The organism is Streptococcus oralis (genome assembly GCF_003942875.1).
Taxonomy (GTDB): domain Bacteria; phylum Bacillota; class Bacilli; order Lactobacillales; family Streptococcaceae; genus Streptococcus; species Streptococcus oralis_BX.
Genome location: NZ_RMVK01000007.1, coordinates 108068 through 126789 on the forward strand (window position 1 = coordinate 108068; position 18722 = coordinate 126789).

22 protein-coding genes, 1 tRNA gene, 2 rRNA genes and 1 other RNA gene are annotated in these 18722 nt (G+C 41.3%); 1 reads left to right on the forward strand and 25 read right to left on the reverse strand.

Annotated features, from left to right (window positions below):
* Positions 1–53: 53 nt before the first annotated feature.
* From purC to D8844_RS08800, 12 genes are all read right to left on the reverse strand, one after another.
* Positions 54–761, reverse strand: coding sequence for a phosphoribosylaminoimidazolesuccinocarboxamide synthase (purC, locus tag D8844_RS08745; protein WP_000043288.1), 708 nt, complete (start codon positions 759–761; stop codon positions 54–56).
* 168 nt (positions 762–929) lie between these two features.
* The gene (gene comB / locus D8844_RS08750; protein ID WP_125423472.1) at positions 930–2279 is read right to left on the reverse strand and encodes a competence pheromone export protein ComB; all 1350 of its coding nucleotides are present in this window, start codon (positions 2277–2279) and stop codon (positions 930–932) included.
* A 12-nt stretch (positions 2280–2291) separates the two neighbouring features.
* Positions 2292–4445, reverse strand: coding sequence for a peptide cleavage/export ABC transporter ComA (comA, locus tag D8844_RS08755; protein WP_125423475.1), 2154 nt, complete (start codon positions 4443–4445; stop codon positions 2292–2294).
* A 578-nt stretch (positions 4446–5023) separates the two neighbouring features.
* Positions 5024–5236 carry a hypothetical protein gene (locus tag D8844_RS10550; RefSeq protein ID WP_049519177.1) on the reverse strand — a complete coding sequence of 71 codons (213 nt, stop codon included), beginning with the start codon at positions 5234–5236 and terminating at the stop codon, positions 5024–5026.
* Between the two features lie 24 nt (positions 5237–5260).
* Complete coding sequence (locus D8844_RS10420) at positions 5261–5416, reverse strand: hypothetical protein (protein ID WP_000661692.1); 156 nt, start codon at positions 5414–5416, stop codon at positions 5261–5263.
* Between the two features lie 149 nt (positions 5417–5565).
* Positions 5566–5742 (reverse strand): hypothetical protein, encoded by a 177-nt coding sequence (locus D8844_RS10425; RefSeq protein WP_000793177.1) that lies wholly within the window; start codon positions 5740–5742, stop codon positions 5566–5568.
* A gap of 12 nt (positions 5743–5754) precedes the next feature.
* A complete protein-coding gene (locus tag D8844_RS08775) occupies positions 5755–5904 on the reverse strand; it encodes a class IIb bacteriocin, lactobin A/cerein 7B family (RefSeq protein ID WP_001052546.1) in 150 nt (49 codons plus the stop codon).
* A gap of 17 nt (positions 5905–5921) precedes the next feature.
* The gene (locus D8844_RS08780; protein WP_000180838.1) at positions 5922–6065 is read right to left on the reverse strand and encodes a class IIb bacteriocin, lactobin A/cerein 7B family; all 144 of its coding nucleotides are present in this window, start codon (positions 6063–6065) and stop codon (positions 5922–5924) included.
* Between the two features lie 437 nt (positions 6066–6502).
* On the reverse strand, positions 6503–6739 hold the full coding sequence (locus D8844_RS08785) for an acyl carrier protein (RefSeq protein WP_049519178.1): 237 nt from the start codon (positions 6737–6739) through the stop codon (positions 6503–6505).
* A 5-nt stretch (positions 6740–6744) separates the two neighbouring features.
* Positions 6745–7737 carry a phosphate acyltransferase PlsX gene (plsX, locus tag D8844_RS08790; RefSeq protein WP_125423481.1) on the reverse strand — a complete coding sequence of 331 codons (993 nt, stop codon included), beginning with the start codon at positions 7735–7737 and terminating at the stop codon, positions 6745–6747.
* Positions 7734–8504: a DNA repair protein RecO gene (gene recO, locus D8844_RS08795; RefSeq protein WP_125423484.1), complete on the reverse strand. Its 771-nt coding sequence runs from the start codon at positions 8502–8504 to the stop codon at positions 7734–7736. Before recO ends, plsX begins: the two co-directional genes overlap by 4 nt.
* The gene (locus tag D8844_RS08800; RefSeq protein ID WP_042768884.1) at positions 8501–9670 is read right to left on the reverse strand and encodes a pyridoxal phosphate-dependent aminotransferase; all 1170 of its coding nucleotides are present in this window, start codon (positions 9668–9670) and stop codon (positions 8501–8503) included. The genes recO and D8844_RS08800 overlap by 4 nt, the downstream gene beginning before the upstream one ends.
* 151 nt (positions 9671–9821) lie before the next feature.
* Between D8844_RS08800 and D8844_RS08805 the strand changes: the two genes are divergently transcribed.
* Positions 9822–10832, forward strand: a complete 1011-nt coding sequence (locus D8844_RS08805) for a YeiH family protein (protein WP_125423487.1) — start codon at positions 9822–9824, stop codon at positions 10830–10832.
* A 26-nt stretch (positions 10833–10858) separates the two neighbouring features.
* Here the strand turns inward: D8844_RS08805 and D8844_RS08810 are convergent, their stop codons facing one another.
* The 13 genes from D8844_RS08810 to D8844_RS08870 all read right to left on the reverse strand — a co-directional run.
* Complete coding sequence (locus D8844_RS08810; RefSeq protein WP_033583537.1) at positions 10859–11296, reverse strand: CoA-binding protein; 438 nt, start codon at positions 11294–11296, stop codon at positions 10859–10861.
* A gap of 119 nt (positions 11297–11415) precedes the next feature.
* Positions 11416–12384 carry a ribose-phosphate diphosphokinase gene (locus tag D8844_RS08815; protein ID WP_000010174.1) on the reverse strand — a complete coding sequence of 323 codons (969 nt, stop codon included), beginning with the start codon at positions 12382–12384 and terminating at the stop codon, positions 11416–11418.
* A gap of 214 nt (positions 12385–12598) precedes the next feature.
* Positions 12599–13093 carry a beta-class carbonic anhydrase gene (locus tag D8844_RS08820; RefSeq protein ID WP_042768894.1) on the reverse strand — a complete coding sequence of 165 codons (495 nt, stop codon included), beginning with the start codon at positions 13091–13093 and terminating at the stop codon, positions 12599–12601.
* A 72-nt stretch (positions 13094–13165) separates the two neighbouring features.
* A complete protein-coding gene (gene radA / locus D8844_RS08825; protein ID WP_125423493.1) occupies positions 13166–14527 on the reverse strand; it encodes a DNA repair protein RadA in 1362 nt (453 codons plus the stop codon).
* A 13-nt stretch (positions 14528–14540) separates the two neighbouring features.
* Entirely contained in the window at positions 14541–15098 is a 558-nt protein-coding gene (locus tag D8844_RS08830) for a histidine phosphatase family protein (RefSeq protein ID WP_029707330.1), read from the reverse strand.
* Entirely contained in the window at positions 15058–15501 is a 444-nt protein-coding gene (locus tag D8844_RS08835; RefSeq protein ID WP_000701979.1) for a dUTP diphosphatase, read from the reverse strand. The genes D8844_RS08830 and D8844_RS08835 overlap by 41 nt, the downstream gene beginning before the upstream one ends.
* Positions 15502–15560: 59 nt before the next feature.
* An RNA gene (gene ffs, locus D8844_RS08840) (signal recognition particle sRNA small type) lies at positions 15561–15655 on the reverse strand.
* A gap of 32 nt (positions 15656–15687) precedes the next feature.
* The gene (tadA, locus tag D8844_RS08845) at positions 15688–16155 is read right to left on the reverse strand and encodes a tRNA adenosine(34) deaminase TadA (RefSeq protein ID WP_042768888.1); all 468 of its coding nucleotides are present in this window, start codon (positions 16153–16155) and stop codon (positions 15688–15690) included.
* A 199-nt stretch (positions 16156–16354) separates the two neighbouring features.
* A complete protein-coding gene (locus tag D8844_RS08850) occupies positions 16355–17641 on the reverse strand; it encodes an adenylosuccinate synthase (protein ID WP_042768895.1) in 1287 nt (428 codons plus the stop codon).
* A gap of 241 nt (positions 17642–17882) precedes the next feature.
* The gene (gene comW, locus D8844_RS10440; protein ID WP_000939512.1) at positions 17883–18119 is read right to left on the reverse strand and encodes a sigma(X)-activator ComW; all 237 of its coding nucleotides are present in this window, start codon (positions 18117–18119) and stop codon (positions 17883–17885) included.
* Between the two features lie 208 nt (positions 18120–18327).
* Positions 18328–18401, reverse strand: a tRNA-Asn gene (locus D8844_RS08860).
* Positions 18402–18406: 5 nt separating this feature from the next.
* Positions 18407–18522 (reverse strand): 5S ribosomal RNA (rrf, locus tag D8844_RS08865).
* 76 nt (positions 18523–18598) lie between these two features.
* Positions 18599–18722: ribosomal RNA gene (locus D8844_RS08870) — 23S ribosomal RNA — on the reverse strand; the annotation flags it as partial.

The following is an 18722-nucleotide window of genomic DNA, read 5'->3' on the forward strand; positions in this document are numbered from 1 at the left end:
TTCTTATTCCTTTATTTCAGCTCTTGCAATGTTCCCAAACGACCTTGAAGATGTTATTTTAAACCTTGCAACTTTTCCCAGACAATCTCGTAAACGTCAGTCAATTCACCTAGTCCTCTACGGAAAACATCCTTGTCCATGTGGTTGCCATCTGCATCCCACAAACGGCAGTTATCTGGTGAAAATTCGTCTGCCAAGATAATCTTGCCATCCTTGTCAAAACCGAACTCTAGCTTAAAGTCAATCAATTTAAGACCAATCTCAGCAAACCAATCCTTCAAGAGCTCATTGATACGACGGGTTTCTTCCTTCAAGTAAGCAATCTGCTGATCATCCGCAATTTTAAGGAATTTCACATGTTCGTCATTGATAAAGGGATCATCCAAATCATCATTTTTATAGTAAAATTCGACAATCGGAGTCTCAAATGCGATACCTTCTTCGACGCCAAAACGTTTTGAAAAGGAACCAGCCGTGTAGTTACGAAGCACGACTTCCAAAGGAATAATCTCAACCTTTTTATTGAGTTGTTCCGTATCCGAAAGCTTCTCCACAAAATGAGTTGCTACACCAGCCGCATTTAATTTCTCAAAAATAAAAGATGAAATCTGATTATTTAACACTCCCTTGCCCGCAATCTGCTCCTTCTTGACACCGTTAAAAGCAGTCGCCTGGTCCTTGTAAGTTGAAATAATGAGATTTTCATCCTCAGTTGTATAGATATCCTTGGCTTTTCCCGAATAGATCAATTGTTTTGACATTTTAAAGTTCGCCTTTCGTTTTACTTGAGCACATTCTACCACAAAAGCATGAAAAATTCAAGATTTTTACGAATAAATAACGTTTTTCTAGTTTGAGCGTAAAGAAAAACTGCAAGATGAACTCTTCTTACAGTTTTAAAATCATTTATCCTCTGAAAAACACGAATATTACCCTTTATTCAAAAATTGATCCCAAAAATAACGGAGATAGCTTTTCTTTCCCGTGATCATCTGCAGGCGGCCTTCTAAACCATAGCGAAGTTTTTCAGCCTGCTCAGAAGTCAGATGGGTCTCCGCCTCAATTTTAAAGAAATTTCCTTGTTCAGTTTTTGTAGCTGTCGCATCAATACTTGTAATCGTGGAATCCAGGAAAATTTGATTCTTCGCATCATTAGTCGTAGTATAACGGACAGAGTCCCCAATCTTGACTCTAGCAACATCTTTTGAACTGAGATAGGCTGTGAGTTTGGTTTTTCCTTCTTTTTCCAAGGATGGGTAGAGTTGGGCTAGCAGGGTTCCTTCTGCGACCATCGTAGATTCACTAGTCTCAGGATTGAGGTGAAGCACCCCATCCTCACTTGCTGTAATCTTCCCCTTATCGAGGAGACCTCCCTGGACTTTCTTACCCGACTCTGCTTCTAAAATTTTCTGATCCAAAAGAGTTAATTCCTGACCGACTTTGACTAAGTGCTGAGATTTGAGTGATTCCAGTTGACTATCCAGTCCCGTTGCGTGGGCCTGTTGAGCTCCAGAACCCGCATACTGTACACGATACGTAGCTAGACTAGACTCTAGCTGGGCAATTTGTGCATCCACCTGTGCAATAACTTGCGATTTAGCTTGCGGATCTTCTCCAGCTTGGTTTTTATAGGTCTGATAAAAAGAGTAGGCTGGATTCTGACTATCCAGTTGATCTCCCTTTTCAATCGCTGACTTTGCTGTTTTGTAGTCTCGAATTTTATCCTCTGTTTGGCTGATAAGATTGCCAATCTCGGCCTGGCTCTGACTTGCTGCCGCATTCTGCGAGGAGATGCTGGCATTTTGCTGAGAAACATTATTCCTAAGACTACTAGCTTGGCTGAGATAGTCTCGAAACATCTCCTGATAACCAAACTTATCCGCCTCTGGAAATTGATCACTCCCCTCTTTCAAACTGGATTGCAAATATCCCAACTGCTTTTTTTGATCCTTTAGCATCTCCAATTGACTGGCATATGCCTCTACCTGGACAGCCTCCGCCCCTTGCTGGTACTGAACGAGCAGATCTCCTTGCTTGACCAACTTGTTTTCTTCCAGATAGTTCCCCACAATGCGTTGATTACTAGTCGACTGGATGTTGGCAATAATCCGACTAGGTTCGACAGTCGCTCTGGTAGACAAACTAATCTCTTTCTCTGCAAAAACTGCAAATCCTAGTAAAAACACGAACAGAAGTGACATAGGTAAAATCACCCGACTGGAAAAATTATGGTAACGACGATTATAAAACTCCGCACTTTCTAAAAATTCTGGTTTCATCCTCTCCTCTTTCTAGCTATTCACCAAATGAGCGTAAAAGCCATCCTGTGCAAGCAAGCCTGCATGGGTGCCCTCTTCGACAATCTTGCCCTGATCCAAAACAACAACCTTTTCTGTCCGCTCAGCGATGGTCAAGCGGTGGGCGATGAAAATCAAGGTCTTATCTAAAGCCATGAGATTATCCACGATCCGCTTCTCTGTCAAAATATCCAAACTGCTAGTCGCCTCGTCCAATATCAAAACAGGCGTATCTGTCAAGAGAGCACGCGCCAGAGCGATTCGCTGACGTTGCCCACCAGAAATTCCAGCCCCATCCGAAGTTAATTCTGTCTGATAATTCAGTGGCATGCGCTCAATATCCTCCCGAATCTCTGCCAACTCGACTGCTCGTAAGATATCTTTCTGAGTTGTCCCCTCCTTGGCTCCAAGGAGAAGATTCTCCAAAATCGTTCCGTTAAAGACATAGGGCTGTTGAGGCAAATAGTTGATATACTGGCGCAGGGCCTTTTTGTCAATCTGATTAAGATTGACACCACCCAGACTAATCTCTCCCTGACTTGGGTCGTAAAAATTAACCATCATTTTGGCTAAGGTGGTCTTACCCGAACCTGAAATCCCCACAAAAGCTATCTTAGACCCTTGTGGAATGGTCAAATTGATATCCGACAAGACATCTCGACCATAGCCATACTTATAGTGAACCTGCTTAAAGGTCATATCTCCCTTCATCAAACTCAAATCTTCTACCGTTTTCTTCTCCTCAAACTCCGAAGCTACCAGATAAACCTCATTTAAGCGATTATTGGCGACCTGCGCTGTCTGAAGCTTGGTTTGCAGGTTGATGATATTTTCCAAAGGATTGGTAAAATAAACAAGCAAAGTATTATAGGTAATCAGCTGGCCCAAACTCATTTTCCCATCCATGACCAGAATAGCTCCCAGCCAGAGAACAGCAACATTGAGCAGGAGCTGGGCAACTTTTTTCAGTGCTTTTTGCTGGCTTTCTGCCCGGCTATAGGTAAAAGATTTTTTCAGATAAGTTACAAATTCCTTATCAATCTTTTGATAGCGCGAACTCTCACTGGTCAACGACTTAATGGTCTCAATACCGTTGATGTCCTCGATGATAGAAGAAGACAGAACCGCATTGGCTTCCATGGTATCCCGATTCATCTTTTCAAAAGGCTTCATAAAGGCAAAGATAATCACTGTATAGATGGGAAGCGCAAGTAGACTAATGAAAAAGAGCGTCATATTTTGTGAAAACAAGACCAGCGAGATAATCAAAATCGTCGACACATCTAGGAAAATCGAAAGAATGGTCGAAGCTAGCGCGTCAATGATACTGTTAGCATCTGTAAAACGAGACACGATTTCCCCTGTCCTGCGTGTCGCAAAAAAGGACATCGGCAGGTGAAAAACATGCTTGATGTAGGACAAAATCACATCAATTGAGAGACGTTGCCCAAGGATTAGTAGGAGATATTCCTGCGCGTAGGACAAAATCTGCTGGAGGATATAGACGATGACCAACCCAATAGAGATGATGCCCAGCGTCGAGCGCATCTGGTCTGGCACGTAACTATCAATGATGGACTGAAGATAGTAGGAGCCCACGATATTGATCAAGGTTACCAAGAGTGTCGCTAGGACGATATTGGTAATTAAGCCACGCTGTTTGAATAAAATCGGCAAGAAGGATAGGAGACCCTGTTTCTTCTCCTTATGAGGTTTATAGCCCGGAGATGGCGCCATAAAAATACTGACCCCTGTCCACTCTTGCGCAAAACGCTCACGGGAAATCTTGGTCAGCTTGACACCAGGATCCGGATCAGCGATATGAATGTGCTTTTTATCCTGACCTATCACCACATAGTAGTGGAGCAACTTTCCTTCCTTGAGCACATGAGCCACAAAAGGAAAGGTCAAATCTGGCAGATCAAAGAGCGTCATATCCGCCTTGATAGCCCGCGTCTCAAACCCAATCTCCTCTGCCACCTTTACAAGCCCCAAAGCCGTCGTCCCATCCATGGTCGTCTTGGCTAACTCTCTTAGATAAGCCAAGGAGTAATAACTACCATAGTAACCAAAGACCATAGCCAAGGAAGCCACGCCACAATCCATCTGATCCACTTGGGGACGATAGTGCCTTTTCCCAAATTTCATATCCATCTCCTTTTTTCTAACAATCTCTTTAAAAATTTGTAAGATTATTTTAACCAAATAAGGATAAAAACAGGAAAATATTCCTAAATAAACTATTTTTGCACCTGAAACGCACTTTAAAAAGCATAAACTATCATTTAAATGTAAAAAAGCAGAACAAAAGTTCTGCCTGTTTAAAGTAACCGTTAAAAAATGAATGCCTAGAAATAAACTATTCTGAAATGATATTTCTATAAAGTAAGATAAATGTCATCAAGGATGATGGAATCCTAGGTATGTCAAAACATTCAAACCACGTAGGTAGATTTATTTTGTTTATATTAGCCACAATTCTAATCATTAGATAAGCTATAGAGCTAAACAATACAATAAACTCTGGTCAAGCTTTTTGTAGTAATTGAACAACTTTCATCTCAAACTCCGATCTGATGGTTCATCAATTTCCAATCGTACTTTCTTTTGTTTTGTACTTGTATCCTACATAAAACAGGCCAAGCAGAATTGGATAGGTTTCTGGATAAAACAAGGTGGAAAAACTCCGCCATTTACATGCACAAAATCCTTTCCATTCAGATTCATCATTTATAGTTTTGATTATTTTTCTTCGAATCCTTACAAAAAATACCAAAATAGCCTGCAGCAATCAAACCTATTAAACTCCATTGCCAATCAAAAGATACTAGCGAACCCGTACGAATTAGATGAAGCGTAAGATTAAGACCTATTCCTAACAAAGGAAGTATAGTGGCTAGCTTAGGTAACAATGTATTGAGATTTAGGTTACAATTCATAGTTAATTTCCTTCTATATTTAGATTAACGTCTACTTCCTAGATAACGCCCATACATATAAGCAGCTACTCCTAATACACCCCAAGCTATTGCTGTGGAAGTAGTGACAATGAAGCCTCCTTCAGTAAGAGCCAAATCTTCTTCTGTCATAATATCAAATTTTTTATCCATTTCTTTCATTTTTCTCTCTCCTTTTTAAATAATACTGGCTAATCCAATAGCTACTCCAACCAAAATCCCTACTATTCCTAAATTAGTTCTTATTTCATTGATAATAACTAAAAGATGACTATTCAATAGCAGTTGCCATACACTAAAAATAGTTCTCTTTAAACCTTGTCTTTAGCTAAATCCAAGTAACTCATCATCAAAATAAGGATCGGAACAACTAATTCTGTTTGGAAATATTTTTCAACATTAAAGGTGATTACATTTAAATCTCCCAATATGCAAAGCACTCCAAAAATAATTAGAACTGCTCCCATTACATTTTTTAGATTTTTCATACAAGTCTACTTTTATCCAAATTTACGTTTTAAATCTTGACCAATTAATCGACCACCAAGGAAAATTGCTACTCCTCCAGCAATCATGGCTATGGTAATTAAGCCACCTTCTGTATTCATCAATTCTTCTTCTGTCAATTCTGTCCATTTATTTAAATTCATTTTTTCTCTCCTTATTATTACATAAAATAGCCCCAAGCAATACCACCAATTAGTAAGACACCTCCTACAACTACAGCGGTAACCGACCCCCCATTCACATCCGTCAACTCTTCTTCCGTAAGAGCTACAAAGTTCTGTTCCATGTTGTCAAAATTTGTCATTTGTTTTCTCCTTATTTTTTCTATATATTTAATCTTTAACCTCTAAGCCACTTAAATAGCCAGATTGGGTAAATTACTGAAATCATTTTCTTCTCTCCTTCCTTTTCTTCTCACTTATCTATTCGAGAAGTAATTTAAAATGAACAGGTAAATTTCATTTATTTTAAATACCATTTGATCAACCATGGCAATAAGATTGGTAAATACATCGCGTAATCTCCTTCCCTTTTTCCTTACCTATTTATTCGAAAAACAATTCGAAAATAAACAATTCATTCATTTTTATTTTAAAAACCACTTAATGAACCACAGATAAAAACCAGTCACATACATAAATGTTCCTCCTTTTTCTTTCTCATCTCTTCATTCGCAATTTCTACTAAAAGTTTCTCTTTTTTCGCAAATAAAAAACAACATGACTTGCATGTTGCTTTTTCCTATTTTTTATCTTTAATAATCGCTACTACATCCGCTACACTTTGAAGTTGATCGATTTCCTCATCAGTGATTTCGATACCAAATTCATCTTCTAGTGTCAAGACAAACTCCATCAAGTCCACTGAGTCCGCATCTAGATCGTCTTTCAAACTTAAGGCTTCTGTTACGGCAAAGTCTTCTCCCTGTCTCTCTTGGATAATGTTCACGATACGGTCAAAAATTTCTTTTTCTGTCATCTTTTTTATTCTCCTGAAAATTCACGCGCAGTCTGAGCAACTACGTCTGTTTCTAGCATGGTACGAATCTGACGAATCGTACTGTACACAGCATTGGCATCACTTGAGCCATGAGTTTTTACAACTGGCGCCTTGACGCCAAACAAGACTGCTCCTCCAACATCTGAATAGTTGAGCTGTGTCTTCAACCCCTTAAGACTATCCTTAAGAAGTAGAGCACCTAGCTTCGCTCGAAGGCCACCACCCGTAATAGCATTTTTAAGTAAGCCCATGATTCCCAAAGCTGTACCTTCGATGGATTTTAGAACAGCGTTTCCCGTGAAACCATCTGTTACGACAACATCCGCAACGCCATTCATCAGATCACGCGCTTCCACGTTTCCGACAAAGTTCAAACTTTGATCAGCTACTAGCAAGTCGTATGTTTCCTTACGAAGCGGATCTCCCTTGCTGCTTTCTGTTCCATTGTTGAGCAAACCAACACGTGGTTTCGAAATCCCACGAACATTTTTCGCATAGAAGGAACCCAAAACAGCGTATTGGTGCAGATGATGGGCTGTATTTTCCGCATTGGCTCCAAGGTCTAGCATGTCAAACCCTTTTCCATTAATAGTCGGCAAGGTAGACATGAGTCCTGGACGATCGATATTTTTGATACGACCCACAATGAAGAATCCTGCAGCCAACAAGGCACCTGTGTTACCAGCAGAGAGGACAGCGTCTGCTTCTCCCTCTTTAACAGCCTTAGCTGCCAATACCATGCTGGCATTTTTCTTCTTACGGATAGCTTTTGTCGGCTCATCGTCTGAGTTAATTTTCTCATCCGTATGGATAATGCTAACACGCTCTGTCGCTGTTAGATATTGCTTTATCTTACTTTCATCTCCATAGAGTTGAATCTCAATATCTGAAAAGTCAGCTAGGGCTTGATTGACACCCTCAACGATGGCTTGAGGTGCGTAATCGCCCCCCATAGCATCTACTGCAATTTTTTTCATTTATCTTCCTCTTTTAGTAATTGTCCCCAGTCTGCTAGGGAATCAATAAATTTCTTTGATTTTAGGTGAATCCCAACATACTCTTCGTAGAGTTGATCCATAAATTGGCGTAGCTCTTGCTTGATTTCGGCCTTAAGCGAAATGGTCTCCAAGGTTTCAAAATCAATGGCTTGAAATTGATTGAGCAAATAAGGGATATTGGGATTTAGATGACAACGTCTCTCATCTTCATGATAATGCTCTGGGCAAAGGCAGGCTCCATATTTAAAAGAAAAGTCAAAGGCCTGACCCACACGATGGCAAAAGACACACTCATTAAAATTAAGGCTGATTCCAAATCGAGTCAAGATTTGAATTTCAAAAATATTGGTTAAAATCTGATAATCTATGCCTGCTTCCATCAACTCCAGAGTCTTCTTCAAGAAAGCAAACAAGGGAGCATCCTGCTGATTATCCTGCAAACTAGCATCTGCAAGGGCAGCCACATAGGTAGCATAGGCCATAACAAAGAGATCACTATTAATCTTGGGAAAGGTCATCACCTCATGGTAGTCCTCGATGTAGCTAAGGCCGTCATCATTGATTCGTAAGAGAAACCGTGCCAACACCAAGGGCTGTATAACCGGAGCTAGTTTAGATTGACCAGCGTGTTTGACGAAAAACATGCGCTTCCCAGCCTGCTCGGTAAAAATTTTGACTAGCTTGTCATCCTCACGAAAGTTACGATTGTAGAGTACGAGACCTTGACTCGTGATAGACTGAATCATGCTTCTCTCATGTACTCCTCAAGTCGTTTCATGGCCTCTCTGATCGTTTCCATGCTAGCTGCATAAGACAGGCGCACATAGCCTTCTCCGTAACGCCCAAAGGCGGCACCAGGGATAAAGGCAACGGCCTTCTTCTGGGCAAAATCTTTCAGAAAAGCAAAGGAGTCTTGATTGTAACCTGCTGGAATCTTAGCAAAGATATAGAAGGCACCGTCTGGTTTGATAATCTCAAAACCAAGAGCAGTCATCTTTCCGATGATATAATCTCGACGCTGGATGTATTCCTTCTTCATAGGCTCTGCGTCGTTTTTACCAGCGGTCAAGGCCTCCACCGCAGCATGTTGCGCCATGGTATTTGCGGCAGTAACCAAATATTGGTGACTCTTGATTAACTGAGCTGTGAAAGCTGCAGGAGCAAAGATAAAGCCTAAACGCCAACCAGTCATAGCATGCGATTTAGACAAGCCATTAATAATAATAGCCTGGTCTCTCAGCATAGTTCCCAATGATACATGATTTGCCCCTGTATAGGTCAATTCTGAGTAAACCTCATCACAGACAACAAAAATCTCATACTTGCGTAAAACGTCTGCCAAGGCTTCCAACTGCTCCCGACTATAGGTAATTCCTGTCGGATTGGCTGGATAGTTGAGAATAACTGCTTTGAGCTTGTCCCCTTGCTCCAAAATGGCCTTTTCCAACATCTCAGGAGTCAAGACAAAACCATTTTCAGTTGTATCAATCTCGACAATCTCTGCCCCAACTAGATTGACAATCGGCTCATATCCTGGATAGGCAGGAGCTGGCAAGAGCACCTTGTCCCCCTCTTCCAAAATAGCCGTCAAAGTAGCAGATAAAGCCTCTGTCGCCCCAATTGTAACTAAAATTTCATTTTCAGGATTATAATCTAGCTGGTACTTTTCTTTTACAAAGTCGCTAGCAGCCTGACGCAAGGTCAGAAAACCGCTCATCCCTGTATAGTAGGATTGATTCTGATCAATGGCTCGCTTAGCTGCTTCCTTGACATGATCTGGCGTTGTAAAATCAGGTTCCCCCAAGGTCAAACGCAAGACCCCAGGAATCTCTGAAATTGCCTGGTCAAACTGGCGAATCAAGGAAACTTGAATCTTGTCTAACTGTTTATTAAAGCGCTTGGTTAAGTCCATAGATATCCCCCTTACTTACAGAACATAGTACTATTATACTACAAAAGCTCCCTGACCGCAAAATCCATCTGAAACCCGCATTTTTCACTTTCTGTTTTACTTTTCTTCTCGACAGGACTATAATAATAAGTGCTTATTTTTGGAGGTTTATATGTCATTTTTATCAAAAAATGGAGCAGGAATCTTGGCCTGCCTTCTCATTTCTATCGTATCTTGGTTTCTGGGAGGATTTTTCCCCGTCGTGGGTGCACCTGTCTTTGCAATTTTTGCTGGAATGCTCCTCCACCCCTGGCTCTCACCCTACAAACAACTAGATGCAGGTTTGACCTTTAGTTCCAAGAAATTGCTCCAGTATGCCGTTATCTTACTCGGTTTTGGTCTCAATATCTCGCAAGTCTTCGTAGTTGGACAAACTTCACTCCCTGTTATCCTTTCCACTATTTCGATTTCCTTAATCGTTGCTTACCTCTTCCAGCGTTTCTTTGCGCTAGATACAAAACTGGCTACCTTGATTGGAGTGGGTTCTTCTATCTGCGGTGGCTCTGCCATTGCTGCGACAGCACCCGTTATCCATGCCAAGGAAAAAGAAGTTGCCCAAGCCATTTCCGTTATCTTTTTCTTCAATGTCTTAGCGGCACTCATCTTTCCAACTCTAGGAATCTGGCTTCACCTATCAAATGAAGGCTTCGCCCTCTTTGCAGGAACTGCGGTCAATGATACTTCTTCTGTAACGGCCACAGCCAGCGCATGGGACAGTCTTTATCAGACCAATACCCTTGAGTCTGCAACTATTGTTAAACTCACACGCACCCTTGCCATTATTCCTATCACGCTCTTTCTCTCCTACTGGCAAAGTCGCCAACAAAAAAATAGCCAGGGTTTCCAACTAAAAAAAGTCTTCCCACTTTTTATCCTTTACTTTATCTTGGCTTCTCTCTTAACGACTCTCCTTACCTCTCTCGGTGTGTCTAGTAGCTTCTTCACCCCTCTCAAACAACTCTCCAAATTCCTCATTATCATGGCCATGAGCGCCATCGGTCTCAAAACCAATCTCATTGGATTAATCAAATCCAGCGGCAAGTCCATTCTTCTTGGAGGCTTTTGCTGGATTGCCATCATCCTTACCAGTCTGGGCATGCAGGCATTGATTGGTATTTTCTAAGACAAAAGGTAGCCCATGGCTACCTTTTATTGTTCAAGAATTAAGCGTGTGTGTTCTCTCTTGATACAGCGATTCATCACGATGTCGTCGCATCCTCCAGCACGCAAGATTTCTTCCGCTTCTAGATTTTCTAGACCTAGTTGTGCCCAAAAAATCTTGGCATCAGCCTTGAGAAAATCACGCGCCACATCTGGTAAAAACTCGCTCCGTCGGTAAACATTGACAATATCGACAGGAAAAGGAATCTCAGCTAGGCTTGCGTAGGCCTTTTCTCCCAAGATTTCGCCACCTGCAGCCTTGGGATTAACTGGAATGATTTTATAGCCCCGAGCCTGCATTTCCTTAGTCACTCGATTGCTAGTTGTTTCTTCACGATCGGACAAGCCCACTACCGCTAACGTTTTACTGGTTGCAAGATACTGACGGATCACACCATCACTTGGATTGATAAATTCTTGGCTCATAGAAATCCTCCTTTTTTCTCAGTATAGCATATTTTGAAAAGGCTTGCAGATTTTGACTATAAAAATCTCCTAGCAAGAAAAGAAGCCTGCTAGGAGTTCTGTCTACTTCAAGTGAAAGATTAAATCTTTTTCTCAATACAAAATAGGGGAGAAAGAGGACGTTTTTCGTGAATACGGATAATAGCATCGCCCAGAAGATGAGCAATCGAAATTTGTTCAATCTTATCAATCAAACGCTCTTCTGGTAGGTAGATAGTATCCAAAACAACCAATTTCTTAATAGCTGATTTTTGGATATTGTCCATAGCTGGCCCAGAAAGAACTGGGTGCGTACAGCTTGCGTAAACTTCAACAGCACCTGCTTCAGCAAGAGCGTCCGCTGCATGACAAATAGTTCCAGCTGTATCGATCATATCGTCAATCAAGATACAAGTCTTACCTTCTACTTTACCAATGATGTTCATCACTTCACTGGTATTCATCTTGTCTACACTACGGCGTTTGTCAATAATCGCAATCGGAGTTTTCAAAAACTCTGCTAGTTTACGAGCACGAGTCACACCACCATGGTCTGGGCTGACAACCACGTAGTCAGAGCCAACCATGCCACGACGTTCAAAATAGTCCGCAATCAATGGAGCACCCATCAAGTGATCTACGGGAATATCAAAGAATCCCTGAATCTGTGCAGCGTGCAAATCAATCGTCAACAAACGATCCACACCAGCCACTTCTAGCATATTTGCCACAAGTTTTGCAGTGATTGGCTCACGCGCTCTCGCTTTTCTATCCTGACGTGCGTAACCATAGTAAGGCATGACAACGTTGACAGATTCTGCACTAGCCCGCTTCAAGGCATCTACCATGATTAAAATTTCGAGCAGATTGTCATTTACAGGTGAGCTCGTTGATTGTAGGATAAAGACGTGTTTTCCACGGATTGATTCTTCGATGTTAACTTGAATCTCTCCATCTGAAAATTGGCGAACAGTCGATTTCCCCAACTCTATCCCAATCTCTTGCGCCACACGCTCTGCCAATTCTCTATTAGAAGAAAGGGCAAACAGCTTTAAATCAGAAAAAGACATGATTTCCTCCGGTATTTATGTATCACTTGTTTTTTACACAACATTTTCCATCTACCATTGTAGCGCTTTTTCCTTTATTTTTCAATCAAAAATAAAACAAGAGCAAACATTTATACCCTTGTTTTTTGCTACTTTATATTAGCTATATTAAAATTAAAATCGCTACATTTGAAGTAGCGATCTTATGCTAGGATGAAATTTTTTCGATACAAAGTTAGTATACTTCTCTCATACTCCCTGTATCCACATCGTAAACCGCACCTGAAATAGCCACATCATCAGGAATCAGTGGAGATTCTCGAAGCAATTGCATATCCTCTCTCACACTCTCTTCAACATCCTGAAATGGTAAAAAATCTTGATCAGACACATCAACTCCGAGCTCGTGTTTCAAATGTTCATGAAAACTTTCATTTTGAAAGGTTTGAGCTCCACAGTCTGTATGGTGCAACACCACAATCTCTCTTGTCCCCATTTGTTGCTGGGAGATCACCAGAGAACGAATCATGTCCTCCGTTACTCGACCGCCAGCATTCCGCAAAATATGAGCATCCCCAAGTGCTAAACCTAAAGCTTGCGCGACGTGTAGCCGTGAGTCCATGCAGGTCACAATTGCTACTCTTGTTTTCGGCTTAAGTGGTAGATTTAATTTCCCATGAAGGGCAACGTAAGCCTGGTTGGCTTGCATAAACTGTTCAAAATACGACACGATTTCCCCCTTAAAAATTTGATAATCAAATATTTCTCCTATCTTATCATTTTTGAGAGGATTTGTCACAGATTAAGCAAAGACCATTTTCAAAACTTCCTGGATAGTCGTCACTCCTATCACCTGAATTTCTTGAGGTGGTTTAATGCCTGTCAAAGAATTTTTTGGTACATAGATTTTTGTAAATCCAAGCTTCGCAGCTTCATTGATGCGCTGCTCGATACGATTCACACGCCGAATCTCTCCAGTCAAGCCTAACTCTCCTACAAAGCATTCCTGAGGATTGGTAGGCTTGTCCTTGTAACTAGAGGCAATAGCCACTGCAACGGCTAAGTCAATGGCAGGCTCATCCAATTTCACGCCACCAGCAGATTTGAGATAGGCATCCTGATTTTGCAAGAGAAGTCCTGCACGCTTTTCCAAAACAGCCATAATCAGACTCGCACGATTAAAATCAAGTCCTGTCGTCGTGCGCTTGGCATTTCCAAACATGGTTGGTGTCACCAAAGCCTGAACCTCCGCCAAAATCGGACGGGTTCCTTCCATAGTCACCACAATTGATGAACCAGTCGCCCCATCCAAACGCTCCTCTAGGAAAACTTGACTCGGATTGAGCACCTCAACCAATCCGCCTGACTGCATCTCAAAAATCCCAATCTCATTAGTGGAGCCAAAACGGTTTTTGACTGCTCTCAAGATACGAAAGGTATGGTGACGTTCCCCTTCAAAGTAAAGCACTGTATCTACCATATGCTCCAACATACGAGGACCTGCCAAGGTTCCTTCCTTAGTCACATGTCCTACGATAAAGATAGCAATGTTATTAGTCTTCGCCAACTGCATGAGTTCAGCCGTTACCTCACGCACCTGAGACACAGACCCCTGCACCCCTGAAATCTCAGGAGACATAATCGTCTGGATAGAGTCGATGATGAGAAAATCTGGTTGGATGCGCTCCACCTCAGATCGAACACTCTGCATATTGGTCTCTGCATAGAGATAAAATTCGCTATCAATATCCCCCAAGCGCTCTGCACGGAGTTTAATCTGCTGGGCAGACTCCTCCCCACTGACGTAGAGAACCGTACCCACTTGAGACAACTGGGTTGAAACTTGTAGGAGAAGGGTTGATTTCCCGATTCCTGGATCCCCACCGATGAGTACGAGACTTCCTGGTACCACTCCACCTCCAAGTACACGATTAAATTCCTCCATCTCAGTCTTAGTTCGATTGACATTGATGGAAGTCACCTCAGCCAGTTTCATGGGCTTGGTTTTCTCACCTGTCAAGGACACACGCGCATTCTTGACCTCGGCAACCTCAACCTCTTCTACAAAAGAAGACCAAGACCCACAGTTGGGACAACGTCCTAGATACTTAGGTGAATTATATTCACAATTTTGACATACAAATGTCGCTTTTTTCTTTGCGATGATAAACCTCTTTCTATATCTCTAACTCACACTCAATCACTTGGCAAAAATCAATCTTCTCATTTGGCACAAACTGACGCATGAGCATTCGATGAGCTACCACTAGAACTGTCTGGTAGTCTCGGTACTTTATCATAGTTTCCAAAAAACGCGCCTTCATCTCTTCAGCTGTCTCATACTGAATAGGACTATTAGGAAGCAACTCCCCCTTGTTTTCTAAAAACAGAGTACGTGCTTTTTCAAAATTCTCTATGCCACTTTCGTAAACCTGCCATTCGTGTAACAAAGGCTCCACCCTCAAAGGAAGGCCAGTAGCACAAGTAAGATAAGAAGCCGTTTCTAATGCTCGCGTCACTGCAGAGGACACCAGTATATCAGCTGAGCCAAGCAAAGGATTTTGGCAAAGTTCCTGAGCTTGTCGCCTTCCTTTCTCAGACAAAGGAGCCAAATCTAATCCAAAGCCAGTGTAGGAACACTCCTCTAACTCACGGTAGTCTGGCTCTCCATGACGTACAAAGATAATCTTCATCTTAGTGCCCTGTTGATCCAAATCCACCAGTTCGCACGCCATCTGCCTCATCTCCGTCTGCGATTAAGAAAGGCGCAAAGACAGCCTGAACCACACGTTCACCTACTTCAAGAATAACCTCTTGGTCTGTAATATTCTTCATCTGCGCAAAAATATGTCCCTCATTCCCAGGATTTCCATAATAATCCCCATCAATGACCCCCACAGAGTTGATCAAGACCAAGCCCTTCTTGCGAGGGTTTGATGAACGGTCATAGAGATAGAGCACTTCTGTCGGCTGCATATAGGCCTTAACCCCTGTCGGAACCAAAACAATCTCTCCTGGCGCAATAACCGTACGTTCCGCAACCTTTAAGTCATAGCCAGCCGCATGAGCTGTCTCACGCTTAGGCAACAAATTTTCATCTGTAAAACTCGAAACCAATTCAAAACCACGAATTTTCATATTTTTCTCTTTTCTATTATCATTCATTCTAGGCTATTTTATCTTATTTATTCGAAAAAAGCACGAAAAAAGAGCACACAATTCACACTCGCTTAGGGCTGCTGGATTCCTCCCCTGACCCGCTTCACGCAGAACTGTTGCTCCACTATTTATTATACCACATTCCCCTCGGTTTTTAAAGAGAAATTATTTTTTCCGTCGATTTCGGAAAAAGTCCTGCATAATCGCTGCACAGTCATCTTCCAAAATTCCCGTTTCTACCTCTACACGATGATTGAGACGCTCATCTGTCAAAATGTCGTACAAGCTCCCAGCTGCACCAAATTTCTGGTTTTTAGCCCCGTAAACTACGTTTGGAATACGGGCAAGCCCAATCGCTCCGCTACACATGACACAGGGCTCTATGGTCACAAAAAGGGTGCAATCTAGTAAACGCCAGCTCTCCTCACCCAAGTTCGCATTCTCTATAGCCATGATTTCTGCATGCATGACCGCCCGTTGCAACTCCTCGCGCGCATTATGCCCCCTACCAATGATTTCTCCATCCTTGACAATCACACAACCAATTGGAATTTCATCGTGTTCTAAAGCAATCTCAGCCTCTCTCAAAGCCTCTCTCATGAAGCATTCTTTTTCTTCAACTGTATAATTCATCTTCTTCTCTTTTCCTACTTGTCGATTTTATTATTATATCATGATTCTCAACACAAAAAAAGCCACCCAATGGGGTGACTTAATAGGGAGATTATTATGAAAAAGAAAAGTTTAGGATATTTGTTACAACAAGTTAGGAGGTCTTCTTGTAACTGCCTATAGTATACCCAACCTGTCTTAAACTAATCTTAAAAATCTCCTATGACCAAACACTTTCTAAAATATTAGTTTGTTCACGACCAGGACCTACTGAGAAAGTTGAGATACGAACACCAACTAACTCGCTTACACGACGAACATAGTTACGCGCATTCTCAGGAAGATCTTCCAAATTACGAACCCCAGTGATGTCTTCTGACCAACCTGGCAATTCCTCGTAGATTGGTTTGCAGCGTTTCAACTGCTCAAGGCTAGCAGGATAGTAATCAATACGTTGACCATCAAGATCATAGGCCACACAGATTTTCACTGTATCCAAACCACTCAAAACATCGATAGAGTTCAATGAAAGATTGGTAATCCCAGATACACGGCGGCTGTGACGCATCACAACTGAGTCAAACCAACCCACACGACGTGGACGGCCAGTTGTTGTACCGTATTCATGACCTACTTCACGAATGCGATCTCCCACTTCATCAAACAATTCCGTTGGGAAAGGTCCGTCCCCCACACGACTCGTATAGGCTTTACACACACCTACAACCTTGTCAATCTTACTTGGACCAACACCAGACCCGATTGTCACACCACCAGCGACAGGGTTTGACGAAGTAACAAATGGATAAGTACCTTGGTCAATGTCCAACATAACACCTTGCGCACCTTCAAAAAGCACACGTTTGCCATTATCAAGCGCATCGTTCAAGATAACAGATGTATCTGTCACGTATTGCTTGATTTGTTGGCCATACTCATAGTACTCGTCAAAAATATCATCAACTGAAATAGGGGTGCTATCATATAATTTTTCAAACAGACGATTCTTTTCTGCGAGATTGCGCTCTAAACGCTCACGAAATATGTCTTTATCCAAAAGATCTGCAATACGAATTCCCACACGAGCAGCCTTGTCCATATATGCTGGACCAATTCCCTTTATTGTAGTACCAATCTTATTGTCACCCTTAGCTTCTTCTTGTAGACGGTCTAATTCAATATGATATGGCAAAATGACATGCGCACGGTCCGAAATACGCAAGTTATCTGTTGTCACCCCTTCTTCATGAAGATAAGTCAACTCTTTTATTAGAGATTTAGGATTTACAACCATCCCATTCCCGATGACAGAGATCTTTTCAGGGAAGAAAATACCTGACGGAATCAAGTGCAACTTAAATTTCTTACCGTCAATCACAATCGTGTGACCAGCATTATCACCACCTTGATAACGAGCAATTACCTCTGCATTAGCTGAAAGAAAATCTGTAATTTTTCCTTTACCTTCATCACCCCATTGGGTACCTACAACAACAACTGAAGTCATAATAAAATTCGTCTGAGCTACTAGGAGCTCGTCCTTTCTCATATACATGGCAGGAATTTCACCTGCAATTATATCTTACAATTTATTATAAGAAAAAAACACTATTTTATCAAGAAGAAACAGTAGAAAAGATTTGGGAATTCTTCCATTTCTAAATACAAAAGCCTTTGATTATAAGCTAATTCTATATTTTTTAAAATATATCTATAACTATCGTTCGTAATTATGATATAGATACTTCCTATTGGATGAGAGTTGTACCACCTTGCAATAATTTATCTAGATATAGACGATAAGCTGTTCTAAAGTGATATAGAGAAAAGTCCCTATCGCTTTTAATTTTAAATCGGATTAAATAATATAGTAAAAAACGAAGATGAAGTGATTCCCACTCTGAACAACTCTGGCCTAAAGAGGCATATTCTTGTTCAACTAGTTTCAAAAAGACAAATGCTCGGTCATAAAATTTCTGAAGCATATAAAAATTCCCTTTCTTATTAGTAACACTAGTCTAACAGAAATAAGAACTAAAAAAACTTCAAATCCTATAAAAGAAGAATTTAAAGCTAAACGAACTAAAAATAAAATAAAGAGGTAATTATAGATTTTAAAATTAAGATTTGAAATTTCAACAGTCTACTATATTAATAAATAAAAAAACGCTCAATTGAACGTTTTAATCTATACTCCGCCAGTAGGACTCGAACCTACGACATCATGATTAACAGTCATGCGCTACTACCAACTGAGCTATGGCGGATAAAAGCTAAGCGACTTCCATATCTCACAGGGGGCAACCCCCAACTACTTCCGGCGTTCTAGGGCTTAACTNCTGTGTTCGGCATGGGTACAGGTGTATCTCCTAGGCTATCGTCACTTAACTCTGAGTAATACCTACTCAAAATTGAATATCTATCAAATACCAAGAAAACCTCACACTTCGTATTCTCAGTTACTTTGGATAAGTCCTCGAGCTATTAGTATTAGTCCGCTACATGTGTCGCCACACTTCCACTTCTAACCTATCTACCTGATCATCTCTCAGGGCTCTTACTGATATAAAATCATGGGAAATCTCATC